Origin of the sequence: Anabaena sp. 54 (genome assembly GCF_017355725.1) — a bacterium.
Classification (GTDB): domain Bacteria; phylum Cyanobacteriota; class Cyanobacteriia; order Cyanobacteriales; family Nostocaceae; genus Dolichospermum; species Dolichospermum heterosporum.
On record NZ_JAAVWA010000001.1, the window covers coordinates 55,108 to 69,228 of the forward strand.

General features: G+C 36.4%; 15 protein-coding genes. 6 read left to right on the plus strand and 9 right to left on the minus strand.

The features are described from left to right. Positions 1–27: 27 nt before the first annotated feature. Positions 28–606, plus strand: coding sequence for a hypothetical protein (locus HEQ36_RS00300; protein WP_053540120.1), 579 nt, complete (start codon positions 28–30; stop codon positions 604–606). Positions 607–923: 317 nt separating this feature from the next. Then, a complete protein-coding gene (locus HEQ36_RS00305) occupies positions 924–1,517 on the plus strand; it encodes a peptidylprolyl isomerase (RefSeq protein WP_234413222.1) in 594 nt (197 codons plus the stop codon). Positions 1,518–1,614: 97 nt separating this feature from the next. Here the strand turns inward: HEQ36_RS00305 and HEQ36_RS00310 are convergent, their stop codons facing one another. Further along, a complete protein-coding gene (locus HEQ36_RS00310) occupies positions 1,615–2,190 on the minus strand; it encodes a Uma2 family endonuclease (RefSeq protein ID WP_168636829.1) in 576 nt (191 codons plus the stop codon). Between the two features lie 66 nt (positions 2,191–2,256). Then, on the minus strand, positions 2,257–2,979 hold the full coding sequence (locus HEQ36_RS00315; protein ID WP_053540122.1) for a Uma2 family endonuclease: 723 nt from the start codon (positions 2,977–2,979) through the stop codon (positions 2,257–2,259). A 376-nt stretch (positions 2,980–3,355) separates the two neighbouring features. On the opposite strand from HEQ36_RS00315, the gene HEQ36_RS00320 reads away from it, so the two are divergent. Beyond that, positions 3,356–3,988, plus strand: a complete 633-nt coding sequence (locus HEQ36_RS00320; protein ID WP_053541337.1) for a hypothetical protein — start codon at positions 3,356–3,358, stop codon at positions 3,986–3,988. A gap of 296 nt (positions 3,989–4,284) precedes the next feature. On the opposite strand, the gene HEQ36_RS25925 is transcribed toward HEQ36_RS00320, so the two are convergent. The 4 genes from HEQ36_RS25925 to HEQ36_RS00345 all read right to left on the minus strand — a co-directional run bounded on the left by HEQ36_RS25925 (position 4,285) and on the right by HEQ36_RS00345 (position 9,543). Next, entirely contained in the window at positions 4,285–6,012 is a 1,728-nt protein-coding gene (locus HEQ36_RS25925) for a putative Ig domain-containing protein (protein WP_367272376.1), read from the minus strand. Between the two features lie 186 nt (positions 6,013–6,198). Then, entirely contained in the window at positions 6,199–7,086 is an 888-nt protein-coding gene (locus HEQ36_RS00335; RefSeq protein WP_053540817.1) for an IS982 family transposase, read from the minus strand. Positions 7,087–7,331: 245 nt separating this feature from the next. Further along, positions 7,332–8,672, minus strand: coding sequence for an SBBP repeat-containing protein (locus HEQ36_RS00340; RefSeq protein WP_290706370.1), 1,341 nt, complete (start codon positions 8,670–8,672; stop codon positions 7,332–7,334). Between the two features lie 190 nt (positions 8,673–8,862). Beyond that, positions 8,863–9,543: a hypothetical protein gene (locus HEQ36_RS00345; protein ID WP_168636831.1), complete on the minus strand. Its 681-nt coding sequence runs from the start codon at positions 9,541–9,543 to the stop codon at positions 8,863–8,865. 760 nt (positions 9,544–10,303) lie between these two features. Here HEQ36_RS00345 and HEQ36_RS00350 point away from each other — a divergent pair. Further along, a complete protein-coding gene (locus HEQ36_RS00350; RefSeq protein WP_290706372.1) occupies positions 10,304–11,227 on the plus strand; it encodes an NB-ARC domain-containing protein in 924 nt (307 codons plus the stop codon). On the opposite strand, the gene HEQ36_RS00355 is transcribed toward HEQ36_RS00350, so the two are convergent. Beyond that, entirely contained in the window at positions 11,224–11,979 is a 756-nt protein-coding gene (locus tag HEQ36_RS00355; protein WP_053540126.1) for a Uma2 family endonuclease, read from the minus strand. The genes HEQ36_RS00350 and HEQ36_RS00355 overlap by 4 nt on opposite strands. 180 nt (positions 11,980–12,159) lie before the next feature. On the opposite strand from HEQ36_RS00355, the gene HEQ36_RS00360 reads away from it, so the two are divergent. Both HEQ36_RS00360 and HEQ36_RS00365 read left to right on the plus strand, forming a co-directional pair. Next, positions 12,160–12,384, plus strand: a complete 225-nt coding sequence (locus HEQ36_RS00360) for a hypothetical protein (RefSeq protein ID WP_015081312.1) — start codon at positions 12,160–12,162, stop codon at positions 12,382–12,384. Beyond that, entirely contained in the window at positions 12,374–12,751 is a 378-nt protein-coding gene (locus HEQ36_RS00365; protein ID WP_053540127.1) for a type II toxin-antitoxin system VapC family toxin, read from the plus strand. The genes HEQ36_RS00360 and HEQ36_RS00365 overlap by 11 nt, the downstream gene beginning before the upstream one ends. Positions 12,752–12,805: 54 nt before the next feature. On the opposite strand, the gene HEQ36_RS00370 is transcribed toward HEQ36_RS00365, so the two are convergent. Together HEQ36_RS00370 and HEQ36_RS00375 are read right to left on the minus strand one after the other, a co-directional pair. Beyond that, positions 12,806–13,243: a hypothetical protein gene (locus HEQ36_RS00370; RefSeq protein ID WP_168636832.1), complete on the minus strand. Its 438-nt coding sequence runs from the start codon at positions 13,241–13,243 to the stop codon at positions 12,806–12,808. 24 nt (positions 13,244–13,267) lie between these two features. Then, the gene (locus tag HEQ36_RS00375; RefSeq protein ID WP_290706375.1) at positions 13,268–14,059 is read right to left on the minus strand and encodes an AHH domain-containing protein; all 792 of its coding nucleotides are present in this window, start codon (positions 14,057–14,059) and stop codon (positions 13,268–13,270) included. Positions 14,060–14,121 lie beyond the last annotated feature (62 nt).

The window sequence follows — 14,121 nt, forward strand, 5'->3', positions numbered from 1 at the left end:
GTTAAAATTTAATCCCTTATTAAAACTATGGCCAAGCGGAAAAAAAGCAATCTTCAATGGATTAAAGAAACCCTAGAATTAAGCCCAGATCATCATTGGGAAGGTCCTGATGATTATAAGATTTTTGTAGCTGGGAGAGGCGCGGTTCGCTTCAATGTTCCCCAAAATTGGGTATTTGAACCACAAGAAAAATCTTTTAAGTTCATGGATAAAAAACCACCTGATGATGATTGTTGTTTAGAGGTATCTTACAATCATTTACCCCCGAATGACTGGACACTGTTTCCCCTTAAACACACTTTGAAGAAAATCATGGAAGATGATAGCCGTGATGTGATTGAAAGAGGAGAAGTGATTACTGTTAAGCGACAAACAGCCCGGATTATGTGGTGTGAAATTAAATTTATTGACACTCAAGCTGAACCCAGGGAAGCTTTTTCTCGGACTTGTGTGGGTTTGGGTTCAAATATTCAATGTTTAATTACCTTTGATTATTGGGCAGATCAAGCAGAACAATTAATCCCGATTTGGGATGAAGTAATGCGGAGTTTGACACTAGGATTATATATCAGAGATCCGAGAACTGGTTTAGCTTTTCCCGATTAAAATGCCGAAAAAACAACCTCAGCGTGGATTTTTGTGAATTGGACTTTAGACTAAATCTTTTTTTGTAGGCTCAACCCCTTGCTGTATAAGGGAACACCAAAAAATAAATTACCCAATTTTGTGGGATGGGCATCCTGCCCGTCCTTGATGATTAGCGGGCAATTCGTCCCGCACCACAAGAAATTTTTGGGTATTTTTTTAATTGGAAGTCCCTAAGGTTGATGACTTACAAGACGTAAAATGACTTGGAAACCCTTAAAGCCTTGCCTAGAGAGACTTTTGCGGATCAGGAGGGGAAATTAGTCTAAACTCCAGTTGTGAAGATTATTGCCAATATTTTAGGTACACTAGAAGCGACAAAACAACCCATTACAAAGATTAGTAATTCAATATTCATGGCAAATCCCACCGCAACTCTAGAAACTTCCCTTGGTACTATTACTCTTGAGCTATTTACCGATGTTATGCCCATAACGGCGGGAAATTTCATCAAATTGGCTAAAAGTGAGTTTTATGATGGTCTACATTTCCACCGTGTGATTAATAACTTCATGGTGCAGTTTGGTTGTCCTTACAGTAAAGATCCTAGCTCTCCTCGTGCGGGTACAGGTAATAGTCCTGATGGTTGCATTCAAGATGAGCATCCTGAAGATGGGAAACTTTCTAACGAACCAGGAACTTTGTCTATGGCTAATACGGGAAGACCTAATAGTGGTAGTTGCCAGTTTTTTATCAACACTGTCCACAATCACTATCTGGATTGGTTTACACCTGGTCAATCTAAACACCCTGTTTTCGGTCGAGTTACTGAAGGGATGGATGTATTGAAAGCCATTGAAACTACTCCCACGGGTGCAGGCGATCGCCCCACAACTCCAGTTAAAATGATCAAAGTGACTATCCACGAATAAAATCAAAGATGAGTGTGGAGGTTTCTCCGCACTCTTGGGGCAAAATTCCCGATTTCTCATCAAAGAACTCCACAAAAAACCAATCCGATCAAACAAATTAACCTTCTATTTCTTCTTCAGTAAAAATAGGAGGCCATAATTCAGAAACGGCTAATTCCCAACCGGGAAAAAGTTCTGGTAAAGTTAAAATATCGCCATTATTTAAAATAGTTGGTTCACCTTGATGACGATAAACTGTAACAGTTTCTTCATCAGGATCAATTAAAATTCCCATCACAGCACCTAATTCTACAAAGTTGAGAATTTTAGTAACTAAAGGTTTAATTCTATCACTTTGAGATTTAATTTCTACTACTAAATCTGGCACAAGTTCGCCAAAATAACGGGGACTTTGACGCAGACGTGCAGCCCGAACAAAAGAAACATCTGGTGCGGTGAGGTTGCTATCAGGTAAAATAAAACCACCAGCAGAATCAAATACTCTTCCTAAACGACGCGGATTTACCCAAGCAAAGAGGAAAGCAATTAAACGACTACTAATTTCACTAGATACAATATCCGATGGACCCACGATAGAAATTCTCCCGTTTGTTAATTCAACATCATAATCTAACCCTGCTTCACTAAAAGCAGTTTGGACTTGTTCTACATCTTTAATTGTCATGATTGACATAAAATTATCCTCCTAATATACAAAGTTGGGGTAATTAAAACAAACACAATTTGATTTTAGATTTCCTTAAATCGTATCTGGATCAATATTTAACTCTCTCAATTTTGCGGCTAACCTTTGAGATTTTTCATTTGATATTTTCGCTTTTTCTGCTTCCATTGCTGCTCTTGTTGTTTCCATCTCTGCGCTTTCTTCCGGTGTAGGAACTAAAACTCCTAATGATGTAAAATATCTTAATAAACCTTCATGAATTCCTAAATATAACCCCAATTCTTCACTCCATAAATGTCCTTTTTCATTAGGTTGTAAGGGTTGATATTTGCCACTGATTAAATTAAATCCTGCAAATTCCAATGTATAAGGATCAAACCAAAAATAATCAGGTGTACGGAAAGTATCTTGATAAAGTAGTTTTTTAGTTTCTCTATCAGTTTTAGCTGTGGTTGGTGAAAGAATTTCGACAATGACATGAGGATATTTGCCATTTTCTTCCCACACTACCCAACTTTTTCTAGTTTTTCGTTCTGTTCCTAAAACTACGAAAAAATCTGGACCTCTAACGTCTTCTGATTTTTTTTGATGAGGACTATAGTAAATACTCAGATTTCCGACAGCGTAAAAATCTGTTCTCTCCTTCCATAACCATTTGAGAGATTTTATTAAGAGCATTATTTGTTCGAGATGCAGTTCTGTTTCCACAGGAGGTTCATCACTATATAGGTCACTGGGTGGGAAAATGATATCTTCTGATGTGTTAGTTTGTAATTCCAGTGCTTGAGTAATCATCATGATATGATACCAAGTAATTATTGATTTATTGTAGCATTAATTGTCAATTACTTTCACCAAATTATCGCAAATTTCTTAAACATTTGCCATAGCTTTTTGCCGTCATCCACGCGATCTAAAAATTGCTCGACCAAAAGGAACTTACCTTAAGGGACTTCCAATTAAAAAAATACCCAAAAATTTCTTGTAGTGCGGGCATCTTGCCCGCAAGAATTATACAAATTAAATGCACAACACCTTAAATTAAATCATTAAATGATAGCATAGATGATTACTTATGGTAACTATTTATAGTAAATATTGGACTGATTTGGCACAAGGTTGTTAGATGTTGTGGAGACGTTTTTTAACTTCCCCTTTGATATTTCTTCTTAGTATGCATACCAACCCCTTTAAACAATTACAAGTCAGTCTTTCTGTAACCGCTGCTACTATAGCCTTGTTGGTTACTGCGCCATTGATGGCTCATGGTCAAGTTAATAGTACCACCACTAAGCCGACCTCATCAAATTCTAAGACATCAGTAGTTAATATATCCATTACTGAGGCTGAAGTCCTGGCTGCTCAAAAAGCCTGGGGTGAAGCATTGGTTTCCATCAGTACCACCTATGATGAAAAGGGGATAGCCGCTGCTAGAAAATTGGCTGACAATATAATAGATCAAGCATATGCTTATCAATCGGGATTGGTGTTGTTCAAGCCAACCTTGACAACTGGAGACCAGACCTTCCGCACGACACACAAAGGAGCTTTGTCTTATTTTGTGGGTGGTGATTCCTCCTTCCCTAAAGATACTGGTTTTGCTCTCAAAGGATGGCGAAAGGTGGAAATTCGCAACGCTGGTATTTTTATTCTTGGTAATACTGCTACCACTATGGGTAATGTTTCCATAACTGATAAAACAGGTAAAGTCACAACAGTAGATAAAACCTGGCAGTTTATTAGAGGTGGTGATGGAAAATTGCGTATTATTGTACACCATTCTTCTCTGCCCTATAGTCCAAAATAAATATGAAATAGACCCCCGACTTCTTAGAGAAGTCGGGGATATGAAATAACTCTAATCGCATTAAAATAAGGTTGTTAATTTGACGGTAATTAATTGTCTGAATCAGGATTTCCAGGATGAAGGATTCGGTGGTTAATTCGAGCGATCGCTGTGGGAATTTGTCTGAATCAGAATTTCCAGGATTTCAGGATTTCCAGGATGAGGTATTCGGTGGTTAATTCGAGCGATCGCTGTCCCTATATCCCTAGATCAGGAGCTTAACGCATCGCGCTAAACCCCTATGGGAGAATTATATTCTAAGCAAAGACAAACTGTTTAGAATCTGTCAAACTCAAGCTACTGGCTTGAATCCCAGTCAGAGTCGCTAAAGTTTGATTGTTGAAGACAATCGCAGTATCAGCACCAACTTGATTTAACTTGAGTGTGGATGTGGTAATACCTAAACTGACAGCACCTTGAATACCAATGACATCAGTACCCAGTTGGAAGTCAAGCACGGTATTAGCCGAAGAGGGTAATTCAGCATTGACAATCCAGAATTGGTCAGCGCCAGCACCACCGGAAATTAAGTTACCACCACCAAGACTAACTCTGAAGATATCTTTACCATCACCACCTAAAGCGCGGTCATTGCTACCCAAGTAGAAGGTATCATCCCCAAGACCACCGGATATGCGGTTGCCACCTTGACCATCTTTAGCATTAAAGGTGTCATTACCGTCACTACCGAAAGCGCGATCGCCTTTATTCACAAAAATTGTATCTTCACCGCTACCCAGATCAACGATATTGTTACCTGAGTTGGGAAAAACAGATACAGTGGACAGGTCTACCTCATCTTTACCTGCACCTGTAAATACAATATTGTTTTGACCATCGAATTGACTACCAGGAGTAGCAATTAATTTATCATCTCCTGGAGTTCCTACAGTTGTAGATTGGTTGTCAATGATTTTTTCGACTGCGATCGCAAAAATATCATTAGCAGATGTTCCGGCTTTATTTGTAGCGATCGCCTTAACATTCAAATTCCCTACATTATCATTAGTGGGAGTACCGCTAAAGGTGCGAGTTGTAGAATTGAAAGTTAACCAACTTGGTAAAGCATCGCCATTTTCTAATGTGGCTGAATAGGTAAGAACATCATCAGCATCAATATCTGTGAAAGTATTGGTGGGAAGTTGGAAGTTAAAGACGTTATCTTGTTTAGCGTTTTGATCTGCAATTGTATTTCCTAATGTCGGTGCATCATTAACATTTTCAACGGTAATTACAAAGATATCACTAACAGTTGCCCCGGCTTTATCTGTAGCGATCGCCTTAATATTCAAACTACCCACATTATCATTAGTGGGAGTACCGCTAAAGGTGCGAGTTGTAGAATTGAAGGTTAACCAACTTGGTAAAGCATCGCCATTTTCTAATGTGGCTGAATAGGTAAGAACATCATCAGCATCAATATCTGTGAAAGTATTGGTGGGAAGTTGGAAATTAAAGACGTTATCTTGTTTAGCGTTTTGGTCTGCAATTGCATTTGCTGTGGGAACTTCATTATTAGTAACCTCCTCATCATTCGAAATATTTCGAACAAAACTAGCATTACCCTCAATATTGGGTTGCTCGTCCAGCTGTCCTCCAGTAGAACCGGCAACATATATAGAACCATCTAATCCTGTTGTTATAGCATTGACAGAATCATCACTACTGGTTCCTAAGAGTTTTGTCCATACTTTAGTACCATCAATTGTATATTTTGTAATAAAAGCGTCAATGCCACCATTATTATTTTGCTCGTCCAGCTGTCCTCCAGTGGAACCGGCAACATATATAGAACCATCTAATCCTGTTGTTATAGCATTGACAGAATCATCACTACTGGTTCCTAAGAGTTTTGTCCATACTTTAGTACCATCAATTGTATATTTTGTAATAAAAGCGTCAATGCCACCATTATTATTTTGCTCGTCCAGCTGTCCTCCAGTGGAACCGGCAACATATATAGAACCATCTAATCCTGTTGTTATAGCATTGACAGAATCATCACTACTACCTGAGTTCGATGTAAATAAAAAGTCTAAAAGTACGTAACAGCAACAGTTCTGTCAATAAGTATTGGTTATTGAGAATTAAAGCCCACGCCAAAAAGTTCTCAAAAAATTAATTTTTTGAAATGTATTTACTATTAGGTAATATTGATATTTAATTGGTAATTAAGCTAATAAAACTGGTAAGGTTTCAATTTCATTTTCATCAAATCTTAAAGAAGGTTTTTTAGGTTGCCAAGTATAAGCTATTATTGCAGCAACAACATTAACCATGAAATTAGTAACACTTCGATGTCGAGAATGAGCAAGTTGTGAAATATTTTTGAGTTGGTCATTAACAGTTTCAATTAAAGAGCGTTTTCGGAGCATTAATTTCTCCTCCAGGGACAAGAGCTTATTCCGCATATTTTTCTTGAAAGGAGTGATTAATTTGAGTCCATTAGACCAAAGTTCAAGCCAGAGTTTTTGAGAAATATATCCTTTGTCTCCAAATATTTTCCCAAATAAGTTCTTAGTCAAAGTGGGAACAGGTTTTCGGTCATCTGTATTTCCAGGAGTAATTTGAAACGCAAGTAACTCTCCTTGATCATTAATAATCAAATGAAGTTTAAACCCAAAATACCAACAAATAGAACTTTTCCCCCAGCCAGCTAAATCTTTAAAGACCTTATTTGTCTTGGCTCTTTTAGAATGACAAATGGGAATAGAGGTACTATCAATAAAACTTATACCTGTATTGAGTCCTTTTCGTGTATTCAGATAATACATCAAGGGAATTAAAGCATTTGGCATTAATTCAACAAATCTTTGATAACTCACTAAATTGGGAAATTCACCTTGGCAATATTTGAAGATATGTTTCAGGTAATAATCTTTAAAATTGCGGTAACTAGAGCGATGAAAATACACAATTATTGTCATAATTTCACTTAGACATAATCGGCTGGGTCTAATTCTTTTTTTTATTTGGGATGGGATAAGTTGAGCTTGAAACATTGGCTCAAAATAGGTACAAAAATCATCAATTTCACAGAAAATAGTTTCTAATTCCATGAGTTATAATCATTAATTTTCTTTAATTAAACCTCTTCTATTGTCCCTAATCTGAGGTACTTTGAGTTTGTATTCAAATAGTATTCGTAATATAAATTTAGATTTTGTTATGAAAATTTACTTAAATCTAGGCTGGTTTCCTATTAATTCTCAATAATTAAGGCTTATTGAGAATATAGGCTCTTTCCAGAAAAGCCTCTAACCCTTTTGAATACTCATTTTTAGCTGGTTTTCTTACATCGAACTCAGGTACTACTAGTTCCTAAGAGCTTTGTCCATACTTTAGTACCATCAATTGTATATTTTGTAATAAAAGCGTCAATGCCACCATTATTATTTTGCTCGTCCAGCTGTCCTCCAGTGGAACCGGCAACATATATAGAACCATCTAATCCTGTTGTTATAGCATTGACAGAATCATCACTACTAGTTCCTAAGAGCTTTGTCCATACTTTAGGTTTAGTACGATCACTTGTATATTTTGTAATAAAAGCGTCAATACCACCATTATTATTTTGTCCGTCCAGCTGTCCTCCAGTCGAACCGGCAACATATATAGAACCATCTAATCCTGTTGTTATAGCATTTGGGTATTCATTTTTATTAGTTCCGTATATCGGGAAGTAAGCCACTGAAGCCACTGGATTATCAGCTTTCAATTGTGCAACAAAGACATCACTATTATCACTAATGGTACTACCGGCAAGATATATCCAACCATCAGTATTTATTGCCAGCGCCCTGGCGGATTCATCGCCTGGTGATCCTAACAGTTCTGTCGAATCTAAATTACCTTCAAGAGTGTACTTACTGATGAAAGCATCATTTTTACCATTATTAATTTTTCCATCTAGGTTTTTACTAGTAGATCCCGCAATATATATAAAAGATCCGTACGTCTTTATAGCATAAATATTTGTATTAGATAGCTGTTTTTCAAAAAGTCCGGGATTTGGATCTTCAGGAGTATCCGGGTTTTCGTCAGATTCGGGATTTGGATCTTCAGGAGTATCCGGGTTTTCGTCAGATTCGGGATTTGGATCTTCAGGAGTATCCGGGTTTTCATAAATCTTCAGTCCACGGAATTTAGCAGTGGCAGTCGGATTAGTAACATCCTGATCATTACCAAATGTTAGGTAAGAAAACCTACCGTTGAAGTGATCTTCTAATAAAATTTTGTATTTATGCCACCCCAAATTCGTTGCATATCTATCAATACCGTTAGTGATTGGATTCCATTTAAAACTTGATTCCTGTGATCCCCATATCTGAAAAGTTGTATCGTCAGTCGTTTGATCATTAAGAAGGTTTTTATCGTACACCACATTATCGTTATCAAATCCTATACTGTGAATCTCTCCTTCTTTAATACCCTGAAATTCAAATTCTAAAATTGTTTTAGGGGTGATTTTATGGTCAATCTTGACTTTTCGCCATAGACTTCCCTGAAGTTCTAATTCATTTCCATTAACTTTTACAGTTCCTTCTTGATCCGTCTGATCTTGATCTTGCTCATTTCCGTAAGCAGACAGTTGAAAGACATCTACCTTACCATTGACTTCTATTGAAATTTGATCGGATGTCATAATATTATTTACCATCAATTGTTTAATACTTTATGAGATCGGTCTTTTCGGTTAGCTTGTACTCCAATCTCTTAAACAAAATAAAAGCTTGGCTTGATAATTTTTGGGAATACTCACAAACTCCACCAGTCAAAAATCCATATCTTGTAGCAAACCCGCGCCCCAACGGGTTTTGCTTGTGTAAGTGTGACTAATCACTAGGCCAATTCCATTTGGATTTAAAGCACGCAGTTGGAATTAAACACGTAAAGTCCTCTCCGTTAAATCTGTATATGGTCTTCCACCCAACAGACGCTGAGTCTTTGATATAAACTTCGTGATTCGGTGCTTTATCATGTTCCCCCTCAAGTGTATAAGTTCCTTTTTCGCAATCAAATTCTCCTGTGTAAGAATAATCAATATCTGGACTTAGCAACAACAACTTACGAGGAATCCCGACTTCATGTTTAACTGTAAATTTGATGGTGGGATATTGCTGATGTATTATTTTTAATTTAATACCATTACTTGATGCAATAGCAGAGTCAACAACTTTACCGTCCGAAGTAACTTCAGTTGATTTACCAATAAATGGACGCATGGTGACATTGTTGCTCCCCGTTTTACAGACAATAGTAACATCAGTTCTTGTCCGGTAACTTTTAGCGTCTACATTAAATTCCCTGTTATCTCCCCTAAGCCACTTCTCCCTTCCTGGTACTTTTACTATTTTCCCCGCAATAAAAGTTGTGTAACGTATGTACCATGTTTTAGAATTTGATGATTTTTGAGCCTGGGCTGGTAGTATATTCACATTAACTAAACTTAAACCAAAGACAGTAGATACAGTAATGGCAGAAACAGCGATCGCAGATGATATGATCTTATTCATGTCAATTCCCCCGTTTGAATAACGTACAAATTCTTATTGGGAGTAAATGCAGATAAATATGAAATTCACTACCCGACCCACAATAAATTACGATAGTTTTAAAACATACTTAATTTAATATGCCCAAAAGAGGATGTAAAGCCCTCAAAGGTATGTATAAGTGATATAAAAGTCTTTAAACGTAATATTATGTCACCCATAAAAGCGATCGCAGATGATATGATCTTATTCATGTCAATTCCCCCGTTCAAATAACGTACAAATTGTTATTGGGAGTAAATGTAGATAAATATGAAATTCACTACCCAACCCACAATAAGTTACAATAGTTTTCAAACATACTGAATTTAATACGCCCAAAAGAGGATGTCAAGACCTCAAAAGTATGTAAAAACGTGAAAAAGTCTCTAAAAGTAATATTCTGTCACCCATAAAAATCTTCACAAACGCCATTAGTCAAAAATTTATCTCTTACACCAAACCCGCGAAGGCGGGTTTTGTCTGTGTAGCCGTGACTTCCACTCGCCAGGCTAACAAATTTCGGCGTTGCTGAATTGAGGTATGAAATTCCCAAATTGAACCTTTAAAACTCTTACCTTTGCGTCTTTGCGCCTTTGCGTGAGACTAAAATTCATACCCTTAATCAGCAACGCCCAAATTTCCAACCAGCGCAGATGGGTTTTGTCTGTGTAGTCTCCCCAGAAGATGTATTAAAAGCATGATAGAATATCAAAAAGTCTTGACTTGAAGGGGGGGAGTAGTGTTAAATATTGAAGAGATAATTGAAATTGCAGATAACCAAGTCTTTGAGCATCAAGGACACCATCTCAATGATTTACAAAGAGCTATCCTGGAAGGGACACTACAGGGTAGAACTTACGCAGATATCGCCACAGAACACCACCACAGCGAAAAATACATCAAGGATAGCGCCAGTAAACTGTGGAAATCCTTATCTCAAGCAGTTGGAAAAAAAGTTAATAAATTTAATGTCAAGTCAACTTTAGGTAGATGTAGTTTCTCTTCAACTAATATTTTTAAAGGAATACAAATCAATAGTGGTAATTTTTTTAAAGAATCTGCACCATCACCAGAAAATCATGAAATTATCCATAAACAAGAACAGATAACCTCTCATCTAGATTTAAAAGATGCACCTGAAATCGGTGATTTTTATGGACGCAAAGTAGAATTATCATTACTACAACAAAAAATCCTCCAAGGAAAATGTAATTTAATAACCTTACTGGGTATTAAAGGTATTGGAAAAACTGCTTTAGCTTTAAAATTAGTTGATAATATCAAAGAAAATTTTGAGTTTGTTATTTATAAAAGTTTAAAATCTCTACCCAGTTTAACACAACTAATCACAGAGACAATTTACCCTAATGATCAGGTTATTCCAGATAATTCACCTCATCAACTTTCACAATTTAAAAAAGCCATAGAAAAACACTCTTATCTGATTATCATTGACGATGTTAACTGTATTTTTTCAAAGCATCAAGTATCAGGTAAATATCAACAAGGGTATGAAGAATACGGAAATCTATTTAAATTATTATCAACAACCAAACATCAAAGTTGTCTAATTATCAATAGTAGTGAGGAAATTCGTGAATTATCGATCCCTAGATCCCCGACTTCTCAAAGAAGTCGGGGATCTAAATGGGATCTAAATTAAATTGTATCTGGATCAATATTTAATTCTCGCAACTTTGCTGCTAACCGTTGAGCTTTTTCATCAAACATTGCTGCTCTTTGGGCTTCAATTGTTGCTCTTTGAGCTTCAATTGCTGCTCTTTGAGCTTCAAATTCTGCACTTTCTTCCGGTGTGGGAACTAAATCTCCATCTGGTGTAAAATACCTTAATAAACCCTGAACAATTCCTAAATATAAATCTAATTCTTGACTCCATAAATGTCCCTTTTCATTGGGTTCTACAGGTTGATATTTACCATGTATTAAATAAAAACCTGCAAATTCTAAGCTATAGGGATCAAACCAAAAATACTCAGGTGTGCGGAAAGTATCTTGATAAAGTTCTTTTTTAGTTTCTCTATCAGTTTTAGCTGTGGTTGGTGAGAGAATTTCCACAATCAGGTTAGGATATTTACCATTTTCTTCCCACACTACCCAACTTTTTCTAGTTTTCCGTTCTGTTCCTAAAACTACGAAAAAATCTGGACCTCTCACATCTTCTGATTTCTTTTGATGAGGACTATAGTAAATACTCAGATTTCCAACAGCATAAAAATCAGTTCTCTCTTTCCATAACCATTTGAGAGATTTTATTAAGAGCATTATTTGTTCGAGATGCAGTTCTGTTTCCACGGGAGGTTCATCACTATATAGGTCACTGGGGGGGAAAATGATATCTTCTGATATATCTTCTAAGATGTTAGGTTGTAATTCCAGTGCTTGAGTAATCATCATGATATGATACCAAGTAATTATTTGTTTATTGTAGCATTAATTGTCTGAAATGGCTAACGCCACGCTTCGCTATCAGGATATCCAGGATTTTAGGATTTACAGAATTTTATTTATCATTTATGATGATTGTTACTTGAGTTTGGACTAAAATAAAATTGATATCCAATTATTAACATCAAAATGGAAGTTCTTCAACTTACAACGATAGTGGATTCATCAGGTCATTTGCATCTTGACATTCCCACACAACTTGATCCGGGAGAAGTAAGTATTGTGCTGGTAATTAATCCAGTTGTCCCATCTAAAGATCAAAATCTCAAGTATGATTTTTCTGATTTGGTAGGACGGTTAAATTGGCAAGGAGATGCAGTAGTGATGCAAAGGACATTAAGAGATGAATGGTAATCGCTATGTGCTAGATACGAATGCGATCATTGCCCTGTTACAAGGTAATACCCAACTTATTCAATTACTTCAAAATGCTAATTGGATTGGGATTTCGATTATTAGCCAGATTGAATTTTTGGTTTTTTCTGGGCTAACTCAAAGCGATCTCCAACTTTTTCAACAATTTATTCAGCGAGTGGAAATTGTTGGTTTGGCAGCAGGTGATCCGGTATTAGTTGACAAGATTATCGAAATTCGTCAGCAATATCGGTTAAAATTACCTGATGCAGTAATTGCTGCAATAACAATCCAAAATTCAGCAAGCTTAGTGACTGCTGATCAAGAATTTGCAAAGATCAACCGTTTGAAGGTCATTAATTGGTAGCGATCGCGTAAGTGCTGCTGCAAGCATATTGCCTAGCAACTATTACCAGCAAAATCAATTATCGTTAAAGCTATTAGCCTGATTTATTAATTGAGTAATTGTAGGTAGTTCGCTTCTAGCAGCAGAATTTTGTTCTTGAAAAACACTGTACTCACTGTGGGATCTAGAAATATCTTGATTAGCAAAAGTTATTAATTTTTCTATCTCTTCTGATAACCGATTGGCTTCTAAAATAAGTTGACTCGCCATTTGCAGTTTTGCATCGGACTCACTTAAGAATGACAATTGCCTAGCTAGTGCTGTCAAAGTTTGCTGACTATCTTCCTCATGGGGACGAAAATAGCGGCCATTAATTTCAGTAGCTGCGTCATCTTGCCAAATTCCTTGAATATCTTTTTGAAAATCTTGTAGAACTCGATATCGCTGTTTAAATGTCCAAAGTGAGTCTTCTAGTTGCGATCGCTGTTTTGTGTACCAAGTAGATTCTTCCATAATTCCTCATCTAAATAAAAATTACTAAGATTTTTGACGATTTTTGTACATATCCTCTGTATCTAATGTTCCATCTACTATTAAATTCTTGATTATACCAATGGCTGTATGTAAAGTATTGAGAATTATTTGATCTGATTGTGTACTACTTTCATGTACAAAAAACTCAGATAAATGATCTTCACCATTTATATCTTGCCAATGTACCTCAAGAATATCGTTAATTATTGAACTGTAGCGTGAATGATATCCTGAGTGTATAGGTAAATCAACACCAGTCATATTTTTAACTACAGATTGTTGAGTTTCGTTTTCTGGTAAGTAAATACCATTTATAGCTGAATCAATATCAAATCCAAATCTTTCTATTGCTGTTCTAACTAGAGGGCTTTTATTAGCAATAGCACCAGGAATTACATGATGAGCTTGGTATTTACCAGGTGGATAAAGTTTATCTGTTCCCGGAATTTTATTTTCTGTAATGCGGTCTAAGTTATCGCTTAGATATTTAGAATTACCTTTTATCTTTGGCTCAGATGCTATAGTTTCTGATGAAGTAGATCCTCCATTTCTGGAAGAATTTGCAGGACTTGATATGTACAATTCAGGATTTTCTCCATTTACCCTAGCAAGAAACTCAATGCGCTCATTCAAAAAAGACTTGATTTTGTCAGACTGAGCAAGATAAGTCTGGAAACGCGCATCTGTTTGTGTCCAACCTGCTCGAAATTGTTCTGCATAATTGCCCTCTGAAACTGCATTAAAAGTTCGCCAACGGTTTTCTAATTGGATATATTGTGAACCTAGCTTATTCAAGTGACTCTCTAGGCTCTTTCGGTATTCTATCAGCCCTGTTAATAGAAATTTACTGTTTGTAC

Bases quoted from the DNA above. Each gene is read 5' to 3' on its own strand.
- HEQ36_RS00300 (WP_053540120.1), top strand. From the start codon at position 28: ATGGCCAAGCGGAAAAAAAGCAATCTTCAATGGATTAAAGAAACCCTA.
- HEQ36_RS00310 (WP_168636829.1), bottom strand. From the start codon at position 2,190: ATGTCAATCATGACAATTAAAGATGTAGAACAAGTCCAAACTGCTTTT.
- HEQ36_RS00315 (WP_053540122.1), bottom strand. From the start codon at position 2,979: ATGATGATTACTCAAGCACTGGAATTACAAACTAACACATCAGAAGAT.
- HEQ36_RS00320 (WP_053541337.1), top strand. From the start codon at position 3,356: ATGCATACCAACCCCTTTAAACAATTACAAGTCAGTCTTTCTGTAACC.
- HEQ36_RS00335 (WP_053540817.1), bottom strand. From the start codon at position 7,086: ATGGAATTAGAAACTATTTTCTGTGAAATTGATGATTTTTGTACCTAT.
- HEQ36_RS00340 (WP_290706370.1), bottom strand. From the start codon at position 8,672: ATGACATCCGATCAAATTTCAATAGAAGTCAATGGTAAGGTAGATGTC.
- HEQ36_RS00345 (WP_168636831.1), bottom strand. From the start codon at position 9,543: ATGAATAAGATCATATCATCTGCGATCGCTGTTTCTGCCATTACTGTA.
- HEQ36_RS00355 (WP_053540126.1), bottom strand. From the start codon at position 11,979: ATGATGATTACTCAAGCACTGGAATTACAACCTAACATCTTAGAAGAT.
- HEQ36_RS00360 (WP_015081312.1), top strand. From the start codon at position 12,160: ATGGAAGTTCTTCAACTTACAACGATAGTGGATTCATCAGGTCATTTG.
- HEQ36_RS00365 (WP_053540127.1), top strand. From the start codon at position 12,374: ATGAATGGTAATCGCTATGTGCTAGATACGAATGCGATCATTGCCCTG.
- HEQ36_RS00370 (WP_168636832.1), bottom strand. From the start codon at position 13,243: ATGGAAGAATCTACTTGGTACACAAAACAGCGATCGCAACTAGAAGAC.